We start from the raw sequence: 16,273 nt of genomic DNA, 5'->3' as shown, positions 1-16,273 counted from the left end.
CACCGCCCCGGCCGCGCACCGCCCGCCGCCGCCCGCCCGATCCCTCGTCGGCGGGGCCCGCGCACCGCCCCGGAGGCCGCCCGCGGCGGGCCGCGATTCACGTCATATCTCGTTGCCCGAAATCGTGGCGTCGGCGGGGGAGCCGCGCATAGCATGCCGACATGGCCACCAACACACCAGACCGCGCCCGCGTCCGACTCGACGACATCTCCTCCCGTGCCTACGAGCACCCGGCCGACCGCGGCGCCCTGGTCGCCCTGCGCTCGCTCCGCGGCTTCGACGAGGTCTTCCGCAGGCTCTCGGGCCTGTTCAACGAGCGCGCCCTGCGCCTGATGTTCCTGTCCGGGGCGGTGCGCGTCGGCGAGCGCCAGTTCCCCGAGGTGCACGACTACGTGCGCGACGCCGCCTACGTGCTCGACCTCAAAGAGGTGCCCGAGCTCTACATCAAGATGGACCCCAAGCCCAACGCGATGGCGATCGGCAGCCAGCGGCCGTTCATCGTCATGACCTCCGGGCTGTTCGACCTGCTCGACGCCGAGGAGCAGCGCTTCGTGGTCGGCCACGAGGTGGGGCACATCCTCTCCGGCCACGCGGTCTACCGGACCATGCTGCTGGCGCTGATCAACCTGGCCGCGCGCGTGGCGTGGATCCCGCTGGGCTACATCGGCCTGCGCGCCATCGTCGCCGCCCTCGAGGAGTGGTACCGCAAGTCCGAGCTCTCCTGCGACCGCGCGGGCCTGCTGGCCGCGCAGGACCCCGACGCCGCCAAGCGCGCGCTGATGAAGATGGCCGGCGGCTCGCGCCTGGCCGAGATGAACACCGACGCCTTCCTGGAGCAGGCCAAGGAGTACGACGAGGGCGGCGACGCGCGCGACAGCCTCCTCAAGCTCATGAGCCTGATCGGCACCACGCACCCGTTCGCCGTGGTGCGCACCGCCGAGCTGCACCGCTGGATCGAGGAGGGCTCCTACCGCACCATCCTGGCCGGGGACTACCCGCGCCGGTCCGGCGACAAGGACGCCTCGGTCGGCGAGGAGGCGCGCAGCGCCGCCGACTCCTACAAGCAGTCCTGGGAGCGCTCCTCGGACCCGCTGGTGGGCATGGTGCGCGACGTGGCGGGGACCGCGGCCAACGCCGGCGGGAAGATCTTCGACACCGTGGCCGAGCGGTGGAAGACCGCCGGGAGCCGCGGCGGGGGCTCCGGCGGCTCCGAGCGGTCCTGACGGGGCGCCTCCCGTCCGCCGGTGCGGAACGGGGCGCAGGCCGGCCGGTCCCGCGCCCCGCCGCGCGCTCAGTTCTTGCGCGCCACTCCCCCGGTCATGAACCGGGCGGCGACGGAGGTGCTGTCCTTGACGATGCCGTCCGGCCGCCACAGCGGCAGCGGGACCAGCCCGGGGGCGAGCAGCTCCATGCCCGCGAAGTAGCCCAGGAGCTCGTCGGGGGTGCGCACCCGGCCGGTGCCCAGCTGGCTCAGCAGCACGCGCTCCAGCTCGACGCTCTCCGGGGCGTCGCCCAGGCGCGTGAAGTTGGTGATGAAGAAGTAGGAGCCGGACGCGGCCGCGTCGCGGAAGGCCGCCACGATGCCGTCGGGGTCCTCCTCGTCGAGGATGTGGTGCAGGATGCCGCACAGCATCACGCACACCGGCCGGTCGAAGTCGATGAGCTCGCGCACCTCCGGGTGGTCGATCACGGTGCGGGGCTCACGGATGTCGGCGGTGACGACGCGGGTGTGGGCGTTCTCGGCCAGCAGGGCGTGGCCGTGCGCGGAGACCAGCGGGTCGATGTCCACGTAGACCACCCGGGCGGCCGGGTCGGCCTCCTGGGCGACCTCGTGGGTGTTGCGCGCGGTGGGCAGCCCCGACCCCAGGTCGAGGAACTGGTCGATGCCCTGCTCTCCGGCGATGTGGCGGACGGCCCGGTGCAGGATCTCCCGGTTGTGCCGGGCGATCTCCTTGAGCTCGGGCATGACCTCCAGGCTGGCCTGGGCCACCTGGCGGTCGATGGAGTAGTTGTCCTTGCCGTCGAGCATGACGTCGTAGACGCGGGCGGCCGTGGGCACCCCGCTGTCGAACGTCGATCCGGACGGCGGGTGCTGGTCGGTGGTCATGGGGGGCTCCCGGAAACGTGAAAACTCCTGCCGTTTCGGCATCGTAGTACCTTCCGGGGCCCCGGGGGCGCTTGGCGGGAAGCCCGGCCGCCCAGGGGATTCCGCGCCGCGCACGCCACTCCCCGCTCGGGCGCCGGACGCCTCTTCGGCCGGGCCCGAAGAGGCGTCCGGGGCATGCGCGGACGACGCGGACTCCCCGCGGATCCTCCGTCCGGGGCGCTCAGCGCACCTGGCCGTCACCGGTGACGATGTACTTGGTGGAGGTCATCTCCCGCAGGCCCATCGGCCCGCGGGCGTGCAGCTTCTGGGTGGAGATGCCGATCTCGGCGCCGAAGCCGAACTCCCCGCCGTCGGTGAAGCGGGTCGAGGCGTTCACCATGACCGCCGCCGAGTCCACACGCGAGGAGAAGCGGCGCGCGGCCGACTGGGAGTCGGTCACGATGGCCTCGGTGTGGCCGGTGGAGTAGGCGCGGATGTGCGCCATCGCCTCGTCCATGTCCCCGACCACCTTCACCGCCAGGTCCATGGACAGGTACTCGGTGGCCCAGTCGTCCTCGGTGGCGGGCACGGCGCGGTCGTCGTAGGCCAGCACCCGGTCGTCGCCGTGCACGGTCACGCCCAGGTCGGTGATCTCGCGCAGGAAGCGGGGCAGGAAGCGGTCGGCGATGCCGTCGTGCACCAGCAGCGTCTCGGCCGAGTTGCACACCGACACCCGCTGGGCCTTGGCGTTCACCGCGATGGCCACCGCCTTGTCCAGGTCGGCGTGCTCGTCGATGTAGACGTGGCAGTTGCCGGCCCCGGTCTCGATGACGGGGACGGTGGACTCGCGCACGACGGTCTGGATGAGGTCGGCGCCGCCGCGCGGGATGAGCAGGTCGACCAGGCCCCGGGCGCGCATCAGCGCCTGCGCGGAGCCGCGCCCCGAGCCGGGCACCAGCTGCACGGCGTCGACCGGCACGCCGCTCTTGTCCAGGGCGCCGCGGATCACCTCGACGATGCGGGTGTTGGAGGAGTGGGCGCTGGAGGAGCCGCGCAGCAGGGCGGCGTTGCCGCTCTTGAGGCACAGGACCGCGGCGTCGGCGGTGACGTTGGGGCGGCCCTCGTAGATGATGCCGATGACCCCCATGGGCACCCGGATCTGGCGCAGCTCAAGGCCGTTGGGCAGGCTCGAGCCGTAGACCACCTCTCCGACGGGGTCGGGCAGCTCGGCGATGTCGCGGACCGCGTCGGCGATGGAGGACACGCGCTCCTCGGTGAGGGCGAGCCGGTCCAGGTAGGACTCGGGCCGGCCGTCGGCGCGCGCCCGGTCGAGGTCCTCGGCGTTGGCGGCGACGATCGAGGCGGCCTCGGCGACCAGCGCGTCGGCGACCGCCAGGAGCGCCTGGTCCTTGTCCGCCCTGGTCATCGGCGCGAGGTCGGCCGCGGCGTCCTTGGCCCTGCGGGCGGCGTCGTGCACCTCGCGTTCGGTGTTGCTCATCAGGGGTCCCATCGGCTCGGGAAGTGTCATGGTCGTGGACGGAGTGGGTGGGTGTGGGCCCAGCTTATTCGCGGCGGGGCCGCCGGGATGGGGCGACCGCCGCCCGCGGGGCCGACGGCCGGGGCGCGGTTCACACGCTCCCGGCCGGGAACGGCCCGGTGCTGCTCGGATGCGGCGAGGGTGCTCGCACCAGGATGAGCGATCCTCCGAGGGGCCGCGCACCTCGCGGAATCGGCGGGGTCCTCCCATCGTCGTGCCTCCTGGAGCGGGCGGGAAAGCGTGGGGCGGCGTCGCTCCGGGCGGCCTCCGGCGCCCGGAGCCGGACCGTGGTGAGGACCGTCAGCCATTGCCGTGGCGCCGCCGCCGAGCGCCAGACGCGCGGACGGTCCGCCGAGAAGGCGGCGACGGAACAGCAGGAACCCCGCTCACGCCTGCTCGCCGGGTATCGGGCCGCCGGGGTGTAGGGAGATCGGCAGCGACGAAAGGGCGCGGCGGGGCCGCGGTCGGCCGCCGGGCCTCTCGAGGTCCGGGAACGGCAGCGCCGACGCGGCACGGCAGGTACCCCGCTCCGGGCAGCCTGCCGAGTGGCGGGTCGTCGGGGTGCGGGGCGAAGGGCGGCGACGACGGAACGGGGCGAGGCGGTTCCCTGGCTTACCCGAGATCTGTTGGTGGATGATGGTGCTACCGGGGCCGCTGCGAGCCAGCGGCCCCGGCGGCCGACAGCCGGGGCCGGGGAACCGCCCCGCTGCGCCGTCGCCGCTTCCGGCCCGAATCCGCGTTGATCTCGGGAAAGCTGGCCTTGTACCGGCCGGTACAAGGCCGACTTTCCCGAGATCAACAACAAGGAGGGGCGCTGGACCGGCGGAGCGACGCCACCCCGGCGGATACGACCGCCGCTCGCCCCGGACCAGCGAACCCCCGACACCCCGGCAAGCAGGCGGGAGCGGGGCGCCAGCTGCGCCGTCGCCGCCTTCCCCGGACCACCGGCAGCACCGGGGAACCGGCCTGCCTTCTCGTCGCCGTCCCCCTGGCGCCCCAAGTCCCGTTGCCCGACAGCAGCGCCGGAAGGGCCCGTGGCACGTGTCCGCGGAGGGGTGCGGGTGGAGGGGCAGTCCAGGTGAAGCGTCCGGGCGGTCCGGCCAGGCCGGAGCCGCTACACGGATGGGCCGCCCGCCTGGGCCGGTGCCTTCGGGGAGGGGCCGTCCGGCGCGCTGCCGCGCGCCCGTTCGTCCTCTCCCCCGCCTTCGGCCGCTCGCCGGTCGCGGTTCAGCAGCACCATGTCGTCGCGGTGCACGATCTCGCGCTCGTACTCGGGCCCCATCTCGCGGGCCAGCCAGCGGGTGGACCGCCCCATGAGCATGGGGATCTCCGCCGCGTCGTAATTGACCAGGCCGCGGGCGACCCTCCGGCCGTCCTCGTCGCACAGGTCGACCGGGTCCCCCGCGCTGAACTCGCCCTCGACCTTGACGACCCCCGCAGGAAGCAGCGAAGCGTGCTCGGCGGCCACCGCGCGCACCGCCCCCGGGTCGAGCACCACCGTGCCGCGCCCGGACGTGGCGTGGGCCAGCCAGAGCTGCCGCGCCGTCGGCCGGCGGGTGGCCGCCGCCGTGAACAGCGTGCCCACCGACTCCCCCGCCAGGGCCGCACCCGCGTTGGCCGCCGACGTGAGCACCGTCGGCACCCCCGCCTCAGTGGCGATGCGCGCCGACTCCAGCTTCGTCACCATCCCGCCGGTCCCGACACCGCGCCCGCCGGTGCCCCCGACGTCCACCCCGGCCAGGTCCGCCGCGCCGCTCACCCGCGGGATGCGCCGAGTCCCCGGCTTGGCCGGGTTCCCGTCGTAGAGCGCGTCGACGTCGGAGAGCAGCAGCAGCGCCTCGGCCCGCAGCAGGTGCGCGACCAGGGCCGCGAGGCGGTCGTTGTCACCGAAGCGGATCTCGTGCGTGGCGACGGTGTCGTTCTCGTTGACGATGGGCACGGCGCCCATGTCGAGCAGCCGCCGCAGGGTGCGCTGGGCGTTGCGGTACTGCACCCGGCGCATCAAGTCCTCGACGGTGAGCAGCACCTGCGCGGCGGTCAGGCCGTGGCGCGCGAAGGCGCCGGTGTAGTGGGCCACAAGCAGCCCCTGGCCGACGCTGGCCGACGCCTGCTGGGTGGCCAGGTCGCGGGGGCGGGCGGCCTGCCCGAGCGGCCCCATGCCCGCGGCGACCGCCCCGGAGGAGACCAGCACCAGCTCCGTCCCGTCCGCCCGGCGGCGCGCCAGCACGTCGGTCAGCTCGGCGATGCGGTCGGTGTCGATGTGCCCGTCCGGGGTGGTCAGCGAGGAGGACCCGACCTTGACCACCACGCGCCGCGCCGCGCGCAGCTCCCCCCGGGCGGCGCCGGAGGCGCCGTCGGTGTTCCCCTTCTGCCCTGCTGTGCCTTCCTGGTGCACGGCGGACGACTTCCCATCTGTGTCGATCGTCGAAGCGGCCGGGCGCCTGCCACCTCGCCCGCGCGGCGTCAGCCCAGCCGGGAGTCGGTGCCGCGCGGGCCGATCGGGGCCTGGTCGGTGTCGACGCCGGGTGCCCAGTCGAAGACCACGGAGTTCTCCTCGCTGCCGATGTAGACCTCGGCGCCCTCGGTGGCTCCGGCCTTGGCGAGGGCCTCCTCGATACCGAGGCGGTTCAGCCGCTCGCCGAGGTAGCCGACGGCCTCCTCGTTGGAGAAGTCGGTCTGGCGGACCCACCGCTCGGGCTTGGTTCCGCGCACCCGGAAGACGTTGTCGCCGAGCTTGACGACCTCGAAGGACGCCTCGCCGAGCTCGCGCGGGCGCAGCACCACGCGGGTGGGCTCGGGCTCGGGGCGGTCGGCGCGGGCCCGGGCGACCTCCTCGCCCATGGCGAAGGCCAGCTCGCGCAGGCCCTCGCGGGTGGCGGCCGACACTTCCAGCACCTTCAGGCCGCGCTCTTCGAGCATGGGGCGGACGATCTCGGCCAGCTCGCGCGCGTCGGGCACGTCGATCTTGTTGAGGACCACCAGGCGGGGGCGGTCGGACAGGTCGACGTCCATCAGCTCGCCGTAGGCGGCCAGCTCGTCCTCCAGGGCGTCGAGGTCGCGGACCGGGTCCCGGTCGGGGTCGTAGGTCGCGGTGACGCAGTCCAGCACGTGCACCATGGTGGAGCAGCGCTCGATGTGCCGGAGGAAGTTCATGCCCAGGCCCCGGCCCTGGCTGGCCTCGGGGATGAGACCGGGCACGTCGGCGACGACGTACTGCACCTCGCCCGCGTCGACCACGCCCAGGTTCGGGATCAGGGTGGTGAAGGGGTAGTCGGCGATCTTGGGCTTGGCCGCCGACAGGGACGCGATGAGGGAGGACTTGCCTGCGCTGGGGAAGCCGACCAGGCCGACGTCGGCGATGGTCTTGATCTCCAGGCGCACGTCGACCGAGACGCCCTCTTCACCCTTGAGGGCGAAACCGGGGGCCTTGCGCTTGGGCGAGGCCAAGGCGGCGTTGCCGAGGCCTCCGGCGCCTCCGTCGGCCAGCACCAGGCGCGTCCCGGCGCCGACGAGGTCGGCGATGACCTCGCCGTCCTCACCGGTGACGACCGTTCCGTCCGGCACGGCCAGGACGAGCTCGTCGCCGTTGGCGCCGTTGCGGTTCCCGCCCTTGCCGGGGGTGCCGTTCCCGGCCCGGCGGTGGGGGCGGCGCTGGTACTCCAGGAGGGTGGCGACGTTGGGGTCGACCTCCAGGACGACGTCGCCGCCGCGCCCGCCGTTGCCGCCGTCGGGGCCGCCGAGGGGCTTGAACTTCTCCCGGTGGATGGAGGCACAGCCGTGCCCGCCGTCACCGGCCTTGACATGCAAGACCGCTTCATCGACGAAATCGGGCATGTGCCTGGTTCTCCCCGTGCGAGTCGCGCCGGCGCGCACTTCGGCGCGCGGAAAATCTGCCGCGTGGAAACCCTCGACCCGCCGCTCCGATGCGGACGGGGAGGAAAGATCCACCGCCCAATACTCTAGACGGTCGCACCAAACCACGGCGAAGTCTTGGACGGCAGCGAGACCGATCGCACCGGGAAGACGGCTCCACGACCACAGGAGCGGCCCAGCGCCGCCCGCCTGTACGGGAGCTGTCCCAGAGGCCGGGCGCGGCCCGAAGATGACTCACCGCCCTACGCCCAAGACGCCCTTGAAGCCGCCCACTGGGGTCGTGTCCGCTGGAGCGGTGGAACTTTCGGCCGCGTCCATCTGAGCGGTGCGACCGCTGCGGCGCGATCGGCGGCCCCGCCCCGGGTGCGCGGGGAGCAGCCCGGCGGGGTCGCGGGCAGGGACGCGCACAGGGGTCCATCCCCGCGTGCGCGGGGAGCAGCTAGAAGAGGAGGAAGGGGCGACCGCGGTGCCGGGTCCATCCCCGCGTGCACGGGGAGCAGGGCCTCACAGTGGGATGGACGGGTCGTTCGTCGGGTCCATCCCCGCGTGCACGGGGAGCAGCTCATTAGGGCGCCCCTCCTCTGTCAGCGGGTGGGTCCATCCCCGCGTGCGCGGGGAGCAGAGCTCGCACCTGGCGTAGTCCTGCACCCCATCGGGTCCATCCCCGCGTGCGCGGGGAGCAGCGGCGGTGGTGGGCTCAGGCATGGGTGTCTCCGGGTCCATCCCCGCGTGCGCGGGGAGCAGACCGGGTCGTCGTAGAACAGCTCCGTGTCCTGGGGTCCATCCCCGCGTGCGCGGGGAGCAGTCACTACCGGTGATGTCGCCGGAGAAGAGGGCGGGTCCATCCCCGCGTGCGCGGGGAGCAGATGCTCATTACGGGGTTGCGACGGAACATGATGGGTCCATCCCCGCGTGCACGGGGAGCAGGCGGCGATCGCGATGATGATCAGGCCGATGGGGGGTCCATCCCCGCGTGCACGGGGAGCAGTCTCGTTGAGCTGGGGCTTTCCTCCGGGGAGACGCCTTCTCACGCAACTTTGCATGCTCGGCCCTCCTTCCGTCCAGCCCCTGCGTCGCTCCACACCCCCGTATACGCGAAGGGCGGGCCGGGTGGTGTTCCCGGCCCGCCCTTCGGCGGGGTGTTGCCGTCGCTCGGCGCCTGCTACTGGGCGGCGACCGGGACGATGTTCACGGCCTTGCGGCCGCGACGGTTACCGAACTCGACGGTGCCCTCGACCAGCGCGAACAGAGTGTCGTCGCCACCGCGGCCGACATTGTCGCCCGGGTGGAACTTCGTCCCGCGCTGGCGGATCAGGATCTCGCCGGCCTTGACGGACTGACCGCCGAAGCGCTTGACACCGAGCCGCTTAGCGTTGGAGTCGCGCCCGTTACGGCTGGACGATGCGCCCTTCTTGTGTGCCATCGGGGAGCCCTCCTCTACTTGGCGATGCCGGTGACGCGGACCCGGGTGTACTTCTGGCGGTGACCCAGGCGCTTCTTGTAACCGGTCTTGTTCTTGTATTTGATCATGTTGATCTTCGGGCCCTTGGCCTCGCCCAGGACCTCAGCGGTGACCTTGTAGGTGCTCAGCTCGCTGGAGTCGCTGACGACGTTGCCGTCGTCGACGACCAGCAGCGGCTCCCACGTCACCGTCGAACCGGCCTCATCGGAGACCCTGTCGATGTTCAAGACGTCATCGACAGACACCTTCTCCTGTCGGCCGCCCGCTCGCACGATCGCGTACACCGGGGAACTCTCTTCCTGCTCGTGGACAATCCCCGCCGAGGCGGGGAGTGAAATGCGCTGCTGTTGACCGCAGCCCCATACCCACCGGGCTCCCGCTAGGGGGCGTGGGAATCGAAGTCGGGTCTCGGGCGCGCGAACGATAGGGGCGCGCCGACGCACCGACCTTTAGGTTACCACCGCCCGGTCGGGGCCCGGCACGCCCGGTCGGGGGCCGGACCGCAGCGCACAGCACCGCGGTCCGGCCCCTCGCCCGTCAGGCTTCGACGACCGCCGACTCCGAGGGGGTGCCGCCGGCCTTGGTGCGCCGGGTGCGGCGGCGGCGCGGGCGCTCGGCCCCGCCGTCGGCCTCCCCGGCCTCGGCGGAGTCGGCCGGGGCCTGCGCGCTGTCGGGCGCGGCCTCCTCCGGCTCCGCCGCCGCGGTGCCCGAGGGCTCCGCGGAAGCCTTCTTGGGTGCGTCCGCCTCCGCGTCGGCGTCACCGGCGGCCTCGGCCGCCTCCTCCGCCTTCTTGGTGCGGCGCGTGGACGACTTGGCCCTGGTCGTCTTCGCCCCGGTCTTCGCGGCGGGCTCGTCGGCCTTCTCGGCCGCCTCCTCCGCCTTGGCCCCGGTCTTGGACGTGCTCTTGGCCGACTTGGACCCGGACTTGGAGGTGGACTTCGTCGCAGTCCTGGTGGAGGTGCGCCGGGTCTTCTTCGGCGCCTCCTCCTCCGGCGCGTCCTGGGCCTCCTGGGCATCCCCGCCCCCGGTGCCGGGCTCCTGGGCCGCAGGGGCGGCCGCAGCGGCCTCCTCAGGGGCGGGCTCCTCGGCCTTCGCGGCCTTGGCCGCCTTGCCCTTGGACCTTGCGGATCCCGCGGACCCCTTGGACGCGTCCCCGGCCTCCTGCTCGGCCTTGTCGGCGTCCTTGGCGTCCCTGGCCTCCTTGCCGCCCTTGTCCTCGGCGGCGGCCTTGTCACCGTTCTTGTCCGCGGCCCCCTTCTCGGAGCCGTTCTTGCCCTTCTTCTTCCGGCCGCCTCCGCCGGAGCCGCCCTTGCCCTCGACGGGCTCGCTGGACATCATCAGGCCGCGGCCGTTGCAGTGCTCGCACGTGTGCGAGAACGCCTCCAGCAGCCCCTGGCCGACCCGCTTGCGGGTCATCTGCACCAGGCCGAGCGAGGTGACCTCGGCCACCTGGTGCTTGGTGCGGTCCCGGGACAGGCACTCCAGTAGCCGCCGCAGCACCAGGTCGCGGTTGCTCTCCAGCACCATGTCGATGAAGTCGATCACGATGATGCCGCCGATGTCGCGCAGCCGCAGCTGGCGCACGATCTCCTCGGCCGCCTCGAGGTTGTTCTTGGTGACCGTCTCCTCGAGGTTGCCGCCCTGGCCGGTGAACTTTCCGGTGTTCACGTCGACCACGGTCATCGCCTCGGTGCGGTCGATGATCAGCGACCCGCCGCTGGGCAGCCACACCTTGCGCTCCAGCGCCTTGGTGATCTGCTCGTCGATCCGGTAGGCCTCGAAGACGTCCCGGTCGCCCTCCCAGCGGCTCACCCGCTCCGACAGGTGCGGGGCCACGTAGTCGACGTACTCGCGGACCGTGTCCCACGCCTCGTCGCTGGAGACCACCAAGCTGGAGAAGTCCTCGTTGAACACGTCCCGGACGACCTTGACGGTCAGGTCCGGCTCGCTGTTGAGCAGCGAGGGCGCCGACGCCGACTTGGACTTGCGCTTGATCGACTCCCACTGCGAGGCCAGGCGGGAGATGTCCCGCTCCAGCTCCTCCTCGCTGGCGCCCTCGGCCGCGGTGCGCACGATCACCCCGGCGTTGGCGGGCATGACCTTCTTGAGGATCTGCTTGAGGCGCGCCCGCTCCTTGTCGGGGAGCTTGCGGCTGATGCCGGTCATGGAGCCGTCCGGCACGTACACCAGGTACCGGCCGGGCAGGCTGATCTGGCTGGTGAGCCGCGCGCCCTTGTGGCCCAGCGGGTCCTTGGTGACCTGGACCAGGACCGACTGGCCGGACTTGAGCACCGACTCGATGCGCTTGGGCTGGCCCTCCATCCCGGAGGCGTCCCAGTTGACCTCGCCCGCGTACAGCACCGCGTTGCGGCCCTTGCCGATGTCGACGAAGGCGGCCTCCATCGACGGCAGCACGTTCTGCACCCGGCCCAGGTACACGTTGCCGACGTAGGAGCGGTGGGTGGCGCGGTCCACGTAGTGCTCGACGAGGACGTCGTCCTCCAGCACCGCGATCTGGGTGCGGTCCTCGATGCGCCGGATGACCAGGTCGCGCTTGACCGACTCGCGGCGGGCCAGGAACTCCGACTCGGTGATGATCGGCGCCCGGCGGCGGCCCTGCTCGCGGCCCTCGCGGCGGCGCTGCTTCTTGGCCTCCAGCCGGGTGGAGCCGCGGACCGCCTGGACCTCGTTCTGTGCGTCGCCGGCCTGGCGCGGCTCGCGCACCTTGACCACGGTGTTGGGCGGGTCGTCCTTGGTGGGCGTCTCCTCGCCCCCGCCGTCGCCGGAGCCCCGCCGCCGGCGCCGGCGGCGCCGGCGGGTCCCCGCCGAGCCTCCGTCGTCGTCGGCGTCGCCCTGCCGGGAGCGGTCCCGGCCGCCCTCGGCGGCCTCGGAGCCGGACTCGGCGGAGTCCCCGTCCTCGGCGCCCTCGTCGTCGGCCTGGTCCTCGGCCGAGCGGGACCGGCCGCGGCCGCGGCCGCCCCGGCGGCGGCGCCGGCGCAGGGGGCGGTCCTCGGCGGAGGCATCGGCGTCGTCGACGTCGGTGTCGTCGACGTCGGTGTCGTCGGCCTCGCCCTCGGCCTCCTCCTCGCCCTCGACGGCCTCCTCCGCCTCTTCGGCGGCGGGCGCGTGCGTGCCGTTGGACGCCGCGGCGGGCGCACCGGCGGGCGGGGCGACCGGCGGCTGGAACAGCACCATGGGCGACTGGAAGGCGACGGAGGTCGACGCCTCGGCGGCGGGCTCCTCAGGGGCGGCCTCGGACCCGGCCTCAGCGCCGGAGGCAGGCTCCGGCTCGGCGGCGGGCGCGCTCTTCCTGCCCGCGGTCCTCCTGCCGGACGCCTTCTTCCCGGCCTTGGCGGGCCGCTCCTCGGCGGCCTCGCCGCCGGCGGGCTCCTCCGCCGCTCCGGCCTCGCCGGACTCGGCTGCCGCGTCCGCCTTGTCGACCACGTCCTTCTTCTCAGCCTTGTCGGCCTTGTCTGCGCGGCTGCGCGTACGGGTCCGACTGCGCGGCTTGTCGGCCTTCTCCTGCTTCCCGGTCGCATCGGGCGCGTCCTGCGCCTCGTCGACGGCGTCCTCCCCGGCGGCGTCGGCCGCGGTGAGAGTGCGCCGCGCGGTCGCGGCAGGGGCCGGCGGATCCTCAGGGGTGATCACCCTGCGGGCCGCCCCCGCGCTCTTGGGCGCGGAGACCACGACCTGGTGGGCGTCGTCGTCCACCACCCCGGCCGGCCGCGTGAGCGGCGCGGAGGGGGCGGTACTCCCCTCCGGTTCCGGCTCGGGCGGCGGTCCCGCGGCCCGTACGGCCCCGGAGCGCCCGGTCGGCGCGCTCACCCTGACCTCGGCGTCGGTCGCTGCTGTTTCAGTTGTTCCCGCGGTGCCCTCGGCACCGCCGTTGGGCTCGTTCTCGAGCATCCGGGCGGTCTCCCGTCAGAGCCCTCGGGCGCGGCTCCGGCTGCTTGCCCGGCCGCGGCTCGCGAGAGCTGTCGTCGCTGTTTCGGCGCCCGGCGGCCTCCCGCCGCCGGGGCAAAGTCCTCATGTCGGGCCCGCGCTCCCCGAAGGGGACGGCGCCTGCCGCTCCCCCTCCGCGGGTCCGGGGGTCGCGCCCCGTCGATCCGTCGCGAACGGGTCGGCGATCCCTCCGGAGCCCTCGTCCAACGGCCCCTGCGCCAGCCGGGTCATCATCGGCGATGACGGCGGCGCCAGGCCGGCCGCGTGACGGAGGCCGGTCACCACGTCGTCCGGCCGTACGGCAGGTGCGGTATGCCGGACGACCATCTGAAGTATGGCATATGTCGCGTCTTGTTCCCTTACGGCGCGCCAGTCCGACTCCAGTCGGACGACCGCCGCTCGGGTGTCGAAGCGCCGGCGGCCCTTCTTGGTGAGCCGCTCGACCTCGACGCTCTCGGCCGCCATGAAGGCGGCCACCGCACTCTCGGCGCCGTCGGGGGCGACGCCGGGCAGCTCCACCCGCCACCGCGAGGCCTGCAGCCGGTCGGCCAGCCCTCCCGGTCCCGCCTGGACGGCCTCCACGACGTCCAACCCCTCGGGCAGGGCGGCGTCGAGGCCGGCGCACACCTGCGCCGACGGTACGGGCTCGGCGAGCGCCATCTCGAAGTACTCCGCCTCGCTGGCCACCCCGGTGGGGGCGGCGCCGGTGTAGGAGATCTTCGGATGGGGGTTGAACCCCGCCGAGTACGCCACGGGAACCCCCGCCTTGCGGATCGCCCTCTCCAGCGCTCGCGCGATGTCGCGATGGCTGGCGAAGCGCATCCGGCCGCGCTTGGCATAGCGCACGCGCAGCTTGGGTGCGGGTCGTTCGTCGGCGGGCGAAGCGGTGCCCTCAGGTGCGGGGGGCAGCGGAACTCCTTTCCTCGTCGACCCCCCTGGCAGGGTGCCGATACCTCCACGACACACCCACCTGGGGAATTCACGTCCCATTCAGCGTACGGCCCGCGGGAGGCGGAGCGCGCCACCGCCCCGGGCCGAGCGCCCATCACCCGACGAAACGGGGCCTGGCGGCCGCCGACGCGGTCAGGGCACACCCGTGCTCTTCCCAGGCCGACACCGGTTGAAAAGCGGACACGCCCCCCGCCGGCGCCCTCCGGCCCTGGCGCACCATGCCCGCACCACCCCGACTCCACCGCCATGGGCTGCGAAGACGCCGCTCTCAAAAGTTTCTTCGAGATTTTTCGCCGATCGTGCAAACCATCGGGGGCCGACGTCCGTCCTACTACGCGTATGGCCCGGTGCGAGCGGGGCACCGGGCCATACCTCACATCCCGGCGCCCCGCCTCCGACGGCTCCCGTCGGACGGCGCCCGGCCGGGGACGCCGTCAGACCACGCTCAGCGGAAGCAGCTTGGAGCGGTCGGCGGGCGCCACGCCGATCTGGATCTCGGTGCCCATGCTGGGGCACACCCCGCAGTCGTAGCAGGGGTTCCAGCGGCAGTCGTCGACCTCCACCGACTCCTCGCCGTGCTGGGCGTCCTGCCAGTCCTGCCACAGCCAGGACCGGTCCAGCCCGGCGTCCAGGTGGTCCCAGGGCAGCACCTCGTCCTCGTCGCGCTCGCGCACGGTGAACCAGTCCACGTCGACCGGCTCGCCCGCCAGCGCCTCCTCGGCGCAGCGCACCCACCGCTCGTAGGAGAAGCGCTCGCTCCAGCCGTCGAACCGGCCGCCCTCGCGCCAGACCCGCTCGACGACGGCGCCCACGCGGCGGTCACCGCGCGAGAGCAGGCCCTCGATGATGGACGGGCTACCCTCGTGGTAGCGCAGCCCCACCGACTTGCCGTAGCGCTTGTCGCCGCGCAGCGCGTCCCGGAGCTTGCGAAGCCGGGCGTCCACGGTCTCGGCCGGGATCTGGCCCGCCCACTGGAAGGGCGTCTGCGGCTTGGGCACGAACCCGCCGATGGACACGGTGCACCGGATGTCCTTGCGCCCGGTGACCTCCCGCCCGGTCCGCACGACCTCCTTGGCCAGGTCGGCGATGGCCAGGACGTCCTCGTCCTCCTCGGTGGGCAGCCCGCACATGAAGTACAGCTTGACCTGGCGCCACCCGGCCTCGTAGGCGGCGGTGACGGTGCGGATCAGGTCCTCTTCGGTGACCATCTTGTTGATCACCCGCCGCATCCGCTCGCTCCCGCCCTCGGGCGCGAACGTCAGGCCCGAGCGCCGCCCGTTGCGGGTCAGCTCGTTGGCCAGGTCGATGTTGAAGGCGTCCACCCGGGTCGAGGGCAGCGACAGGCCGGTGTTGGTGCCCTCATAGGCGTCGGCCAGCCCCTTGGCGATGCCGCCGATCTCGGTGTGGTCGGCGCTGGACAGCGAGAGCAGCCCGACCTCCTGGAAGCCGGTGTTGCGCACGCCCTCGTCGACCATGGACTGCACGGTCTCCTTGCTGCGCTCGCGCACCGGGCGGGTGATCATGCCCGCCTGGCAGAACCGGCAGCCCCGGGTGCAGCCGCGGAAGATCTCCACGCTGTAGCGTTCGTGCACCGACTCGGCCACGGGCACGATCGGCGCCTTGGGGTAGGGCCAGGAGTCCAGGTCCATGACGGTGTGCTTCTGCACCTGCCACGGGACCCCCGGGCGGTTGGGCCGGTAGCCGGCGATCCGGCCGTCGGGGCGGTACTCCACGTCGTAGAAGCGCGGGACGTACACCCCTCCCCCGGCCGCCAGCCGCTCCAGCAGCCCGTCGCGGCCGCCCGGGCGCCCCTCGCGCTTCCACTCCCGCACGACCTCGGTGATCGCCAGGGCGATCTCCTCGCCGTCGCCGAGCACCGCGGCGTCCAGGAAGTCGGCGACGGGCTCGGGGTTGAACGCGGCGTGCCCGCCGCCCAGCACCACCGGGTGGTCGCCGGTGCGGTCCGCCGCGTGCAGCGGGATCCCGGCCAGGTCCAGCCCGGTGAGCAGGTTGGTGTAGCCCATCTCGCTGGCGAAGCTGACCCCGAGCACGTCGAAGCCGCCGACCGGGCGGTGGGCGTCCACGGTGAACTGCGGGATGCCGTGCTCCCGCATGACCTCCTCCAGGTCCGGCCAGACCGCGTAGGTGCGCTCGGCGAGCACCCCCTCGCGCTCGTTGAGGACCTCGTAGAGGATCTGCACGCCCTGGTTCGGCACGCCCACCTCGTAGGCGTCCGGGTACATCAGGGCCCAGCGCACTTCGGCGCCCTCCCAGTCCTTGGCGACGGAGTTGAGTTCGCCGCCGACGTACTGGACCGGCTTCTGCACCTGGGGCAGAAAGGGCTCCAGACGTGGAAGGACGCTCTCACCGGCAGTGAAGGACATGGGTCTGTCGCCTCCGGGGTCGGATGTGCGGCACGTGC

General features: G+C 73.1%; 10 protein-coding genes and 1 CRISPR repeat array. Of the genes, 1 reads left to right on the top strand and 9 read right to left on the bottom strand.

Annotated elements, in window-relative coordinates:
* The first annotated feature begins 161 nt into the window (after nucleotides 1-161).
* On the top strand, nucleotides 162-1,223 hold the full coding sequence (locus C892_RS0119205; protein ID WP_017542099.1) for a M48 family metallopeptidase: 1,062 nt from the start codon (nucleotides 162-164) through the stop codon (nucleotides 1,221-1,223).
* Nucleotides 1,224-1,291: 68 nt separating this feature from the next.
* Here C892_RS0119205 and C892_RS0119200 read toward each other — a convergent pair whose 3' ends face one another.
* The 9 genes from C892_RS0119200 to C892_RS0119160 form a co-directional block, all read right to left on the bottom strand.
* The gene (locus tag C892_RS0119200; protein ID WP_017558499.1) at nucleotides 1,292-2,107 is read right to left on the bottom strand and encodes an SAM-dependent methyltransferase; all 816 of its coding nucleotides are present in this window, start codon (nucleotides 2,105-2,107) and stop codon (nucleotides 1,292-1,294) included.
* Between the two features lie 220 nt (nucleotides 2,108-2,327).
* Nucleotides 2,328-3,584 carry a glutamate-5-semialdehyde dehydrogenase gene (locus tag C892_RS0119195; RefSeq protein WP_026124490.1) on the bottom strand — a complete coding sequence of 419 codons (1,257 nt, stop codon included), beginning with the start codon at nucleotides 3,582-3,584 and terminating at the stop codon, nucleotides 2,328-2,330.
* A gap of 1,153 nt (nucleotides 3,585-4,737) precedes the next feature.
* Nucleotides 4,738-5,949 carry a glutamate 5-kinase gene (proB, locus tag C892_RS0119190; protein ID WP_239647451.1) on the bottom strand — a complete coding sequence of 404 codons (1,212 nt, stop codon included), beginning with the start codon at nucleotides 5,947-5,949 and terminating at the stop codon, nucleotides 4,738-4,740.
* Between the two features lie 137 nt (nucleotides 5,950-6,086).
* Nucleotides 6,087-7,457 (bottom strand): GTPase ObgE, encoded by a 1,371-nt coding sequence (gene obgE, locus C892_RS0119185; RefSeq protein ID WP_017541526.1) that lies wholly within the window; start codon nucleotides 7,455-7,457, stop codon nucleotides 6,087-6,089.
* Between the two features lie 388 nt (nucleotides 7,458-7,845).
* A CRISPR array of direct repeats spans nucleotides 7,846-8,484; the repeat unit is 29 nt; unit sequence GGGTCCATCCCCGCGTGCGCGGGGAGCAG.
* Nucleotides 8,485-8,658: 174 nt separating this feature from the next.
* On the bottom strand, nucleotides 8,659-8,919 hold the full coding sequence (gene rpmA, locus C892_RS0119180; RefSeq protein WP_017541525.1) for a 50S ribosomal protein L27: 261 nt from the start codon (nucleotides 8,917-8,919) through the stop codon (nucleotides 8,659-8,661).
* A 14-nt stretch (nucleotides 8,920-8,933) separates the two neighbouring features.
* A complete protein-coding gene (gene rplU / locus C892_RS0119175; protein ID WP_017541524.1) occupies nucleotides 8,934-9,242 on the bottom strand; it encodes a 50S ribosomal protein L21 in 309 nt (102 codons plus the stop codon).
* Nucleotides 9,243-9,495: 253 nt separating this feature from the next.
* Nucleotides 9,496-12,864, bottom strand: coding sequence for an Rne/Rng family ribonuclease (locus tag C892_RS0119170; protein ID WP_017558496.1), 3,369 nt, complete (start codon nucleotides 12,862-12,864; stop codon nucleotides 9,496-9,498).
* 120 nt (nucleotides 12,865-12,984) lie between these two features.
* Nucleotides 12,985-13,722: a TIGR03936 family radical SAM-associated protein gene (locus C892_RS0119165; RefSeq protein ID WP_026124489.1), complete on the bottom strand. Its 738-nt coding sequence runs from the start codon at nucleotides 13,720-13,722 to the stop codon at nucleotides 12,985-12,987.
* A gap of 563 nt (nucleotides 13,723-14,285) precedes the next feature.
* On the bottom strand, nucleotides 14,286-16,235 hold the full coding sequence (locus C892_RS0119160) for a TIGR03960 family B12-binding radical SAM protein (protein ID WP_026124488.1): 1,950 nt from the start codon (nucleotides 16,233-16,235) through the stop codon (nucleotides 14,286-14,288).
* Nucleotides 16,236-16,273 lie beyond the last annotated feature (38 nt).

Origin of the sequence: Nocardiopsis baichengensis YIM 90130 (assembly GCF_000341205.1) — a bacterium.
Taxonomy (GTDB): domain Bacteria; phylum Actinomycetota; class Actinomycetes; order Streptosporangiales; family Streptosporangiaceae; genus Nocardiopsis_A; species Nocardiopsis_A halophila.
The sequence above is the reverse complement of the archived record's forward strand: the minus strand, read 5'-3'. Positions and strand labels throughout refer to the sequence as shown.

Coding starts and splice junctions, on each gene's coding strand:
- C892_RS0119195 (WP_026124490.1), bottom strand. CDS start 3,584: ATGAGCAACACCGAACGCGAGGTGCACGACGCCGCCCGCAGGGCCAAG.
- C892_RS0119200 (WP_017558499.1), bottom strand. CDS start 2,107: ATGACCACCGACCAGCACCCGCCGTCCGGATCGACGTTCGACAGCGGG.
- rpmA (WP_017541525.1), bottom strand. CDS start 8,919: ATGGCACACAAGAAGGGCGCATCGTCCAGCCGTAACGGGCGCGACTCC.
- C892_RS0119165 (WP_026124489.1), bottom strand. CDS start 13,722: ATGCGCTTCGCCAGCCATCGCGACATCGCGCGAGCGCTGGAGAGGGCG.
- C892_RS0119170 (WP_017558496.1), bottom strand. CDS start 12,864: ATGCTCGAGAACGAGCCCAACGGCGGTGCCGAGGGCACCGCGGGAACA.
- C892_RS0119160 (WP_026124488.1), bottom strand. CDS start 16,235: ATGTCCTTCACTGCCGGTGAGAGCGTCCTTCCACGTCTGGAGCCCTTT.
- obgE (WP_017541526.1), bottom strand. CDS start 7,457: ATGCCCGATTTCGTCGATGAAGCGGTCTTGCATGTCAAGGCCGGTGAC.
- C892_RS0119205 (WP_017542099.1), top strand. CDS start 162: ATGGCCACCAACACACCAGACCGCGCCCGCGTCCGACTCGACGACATC.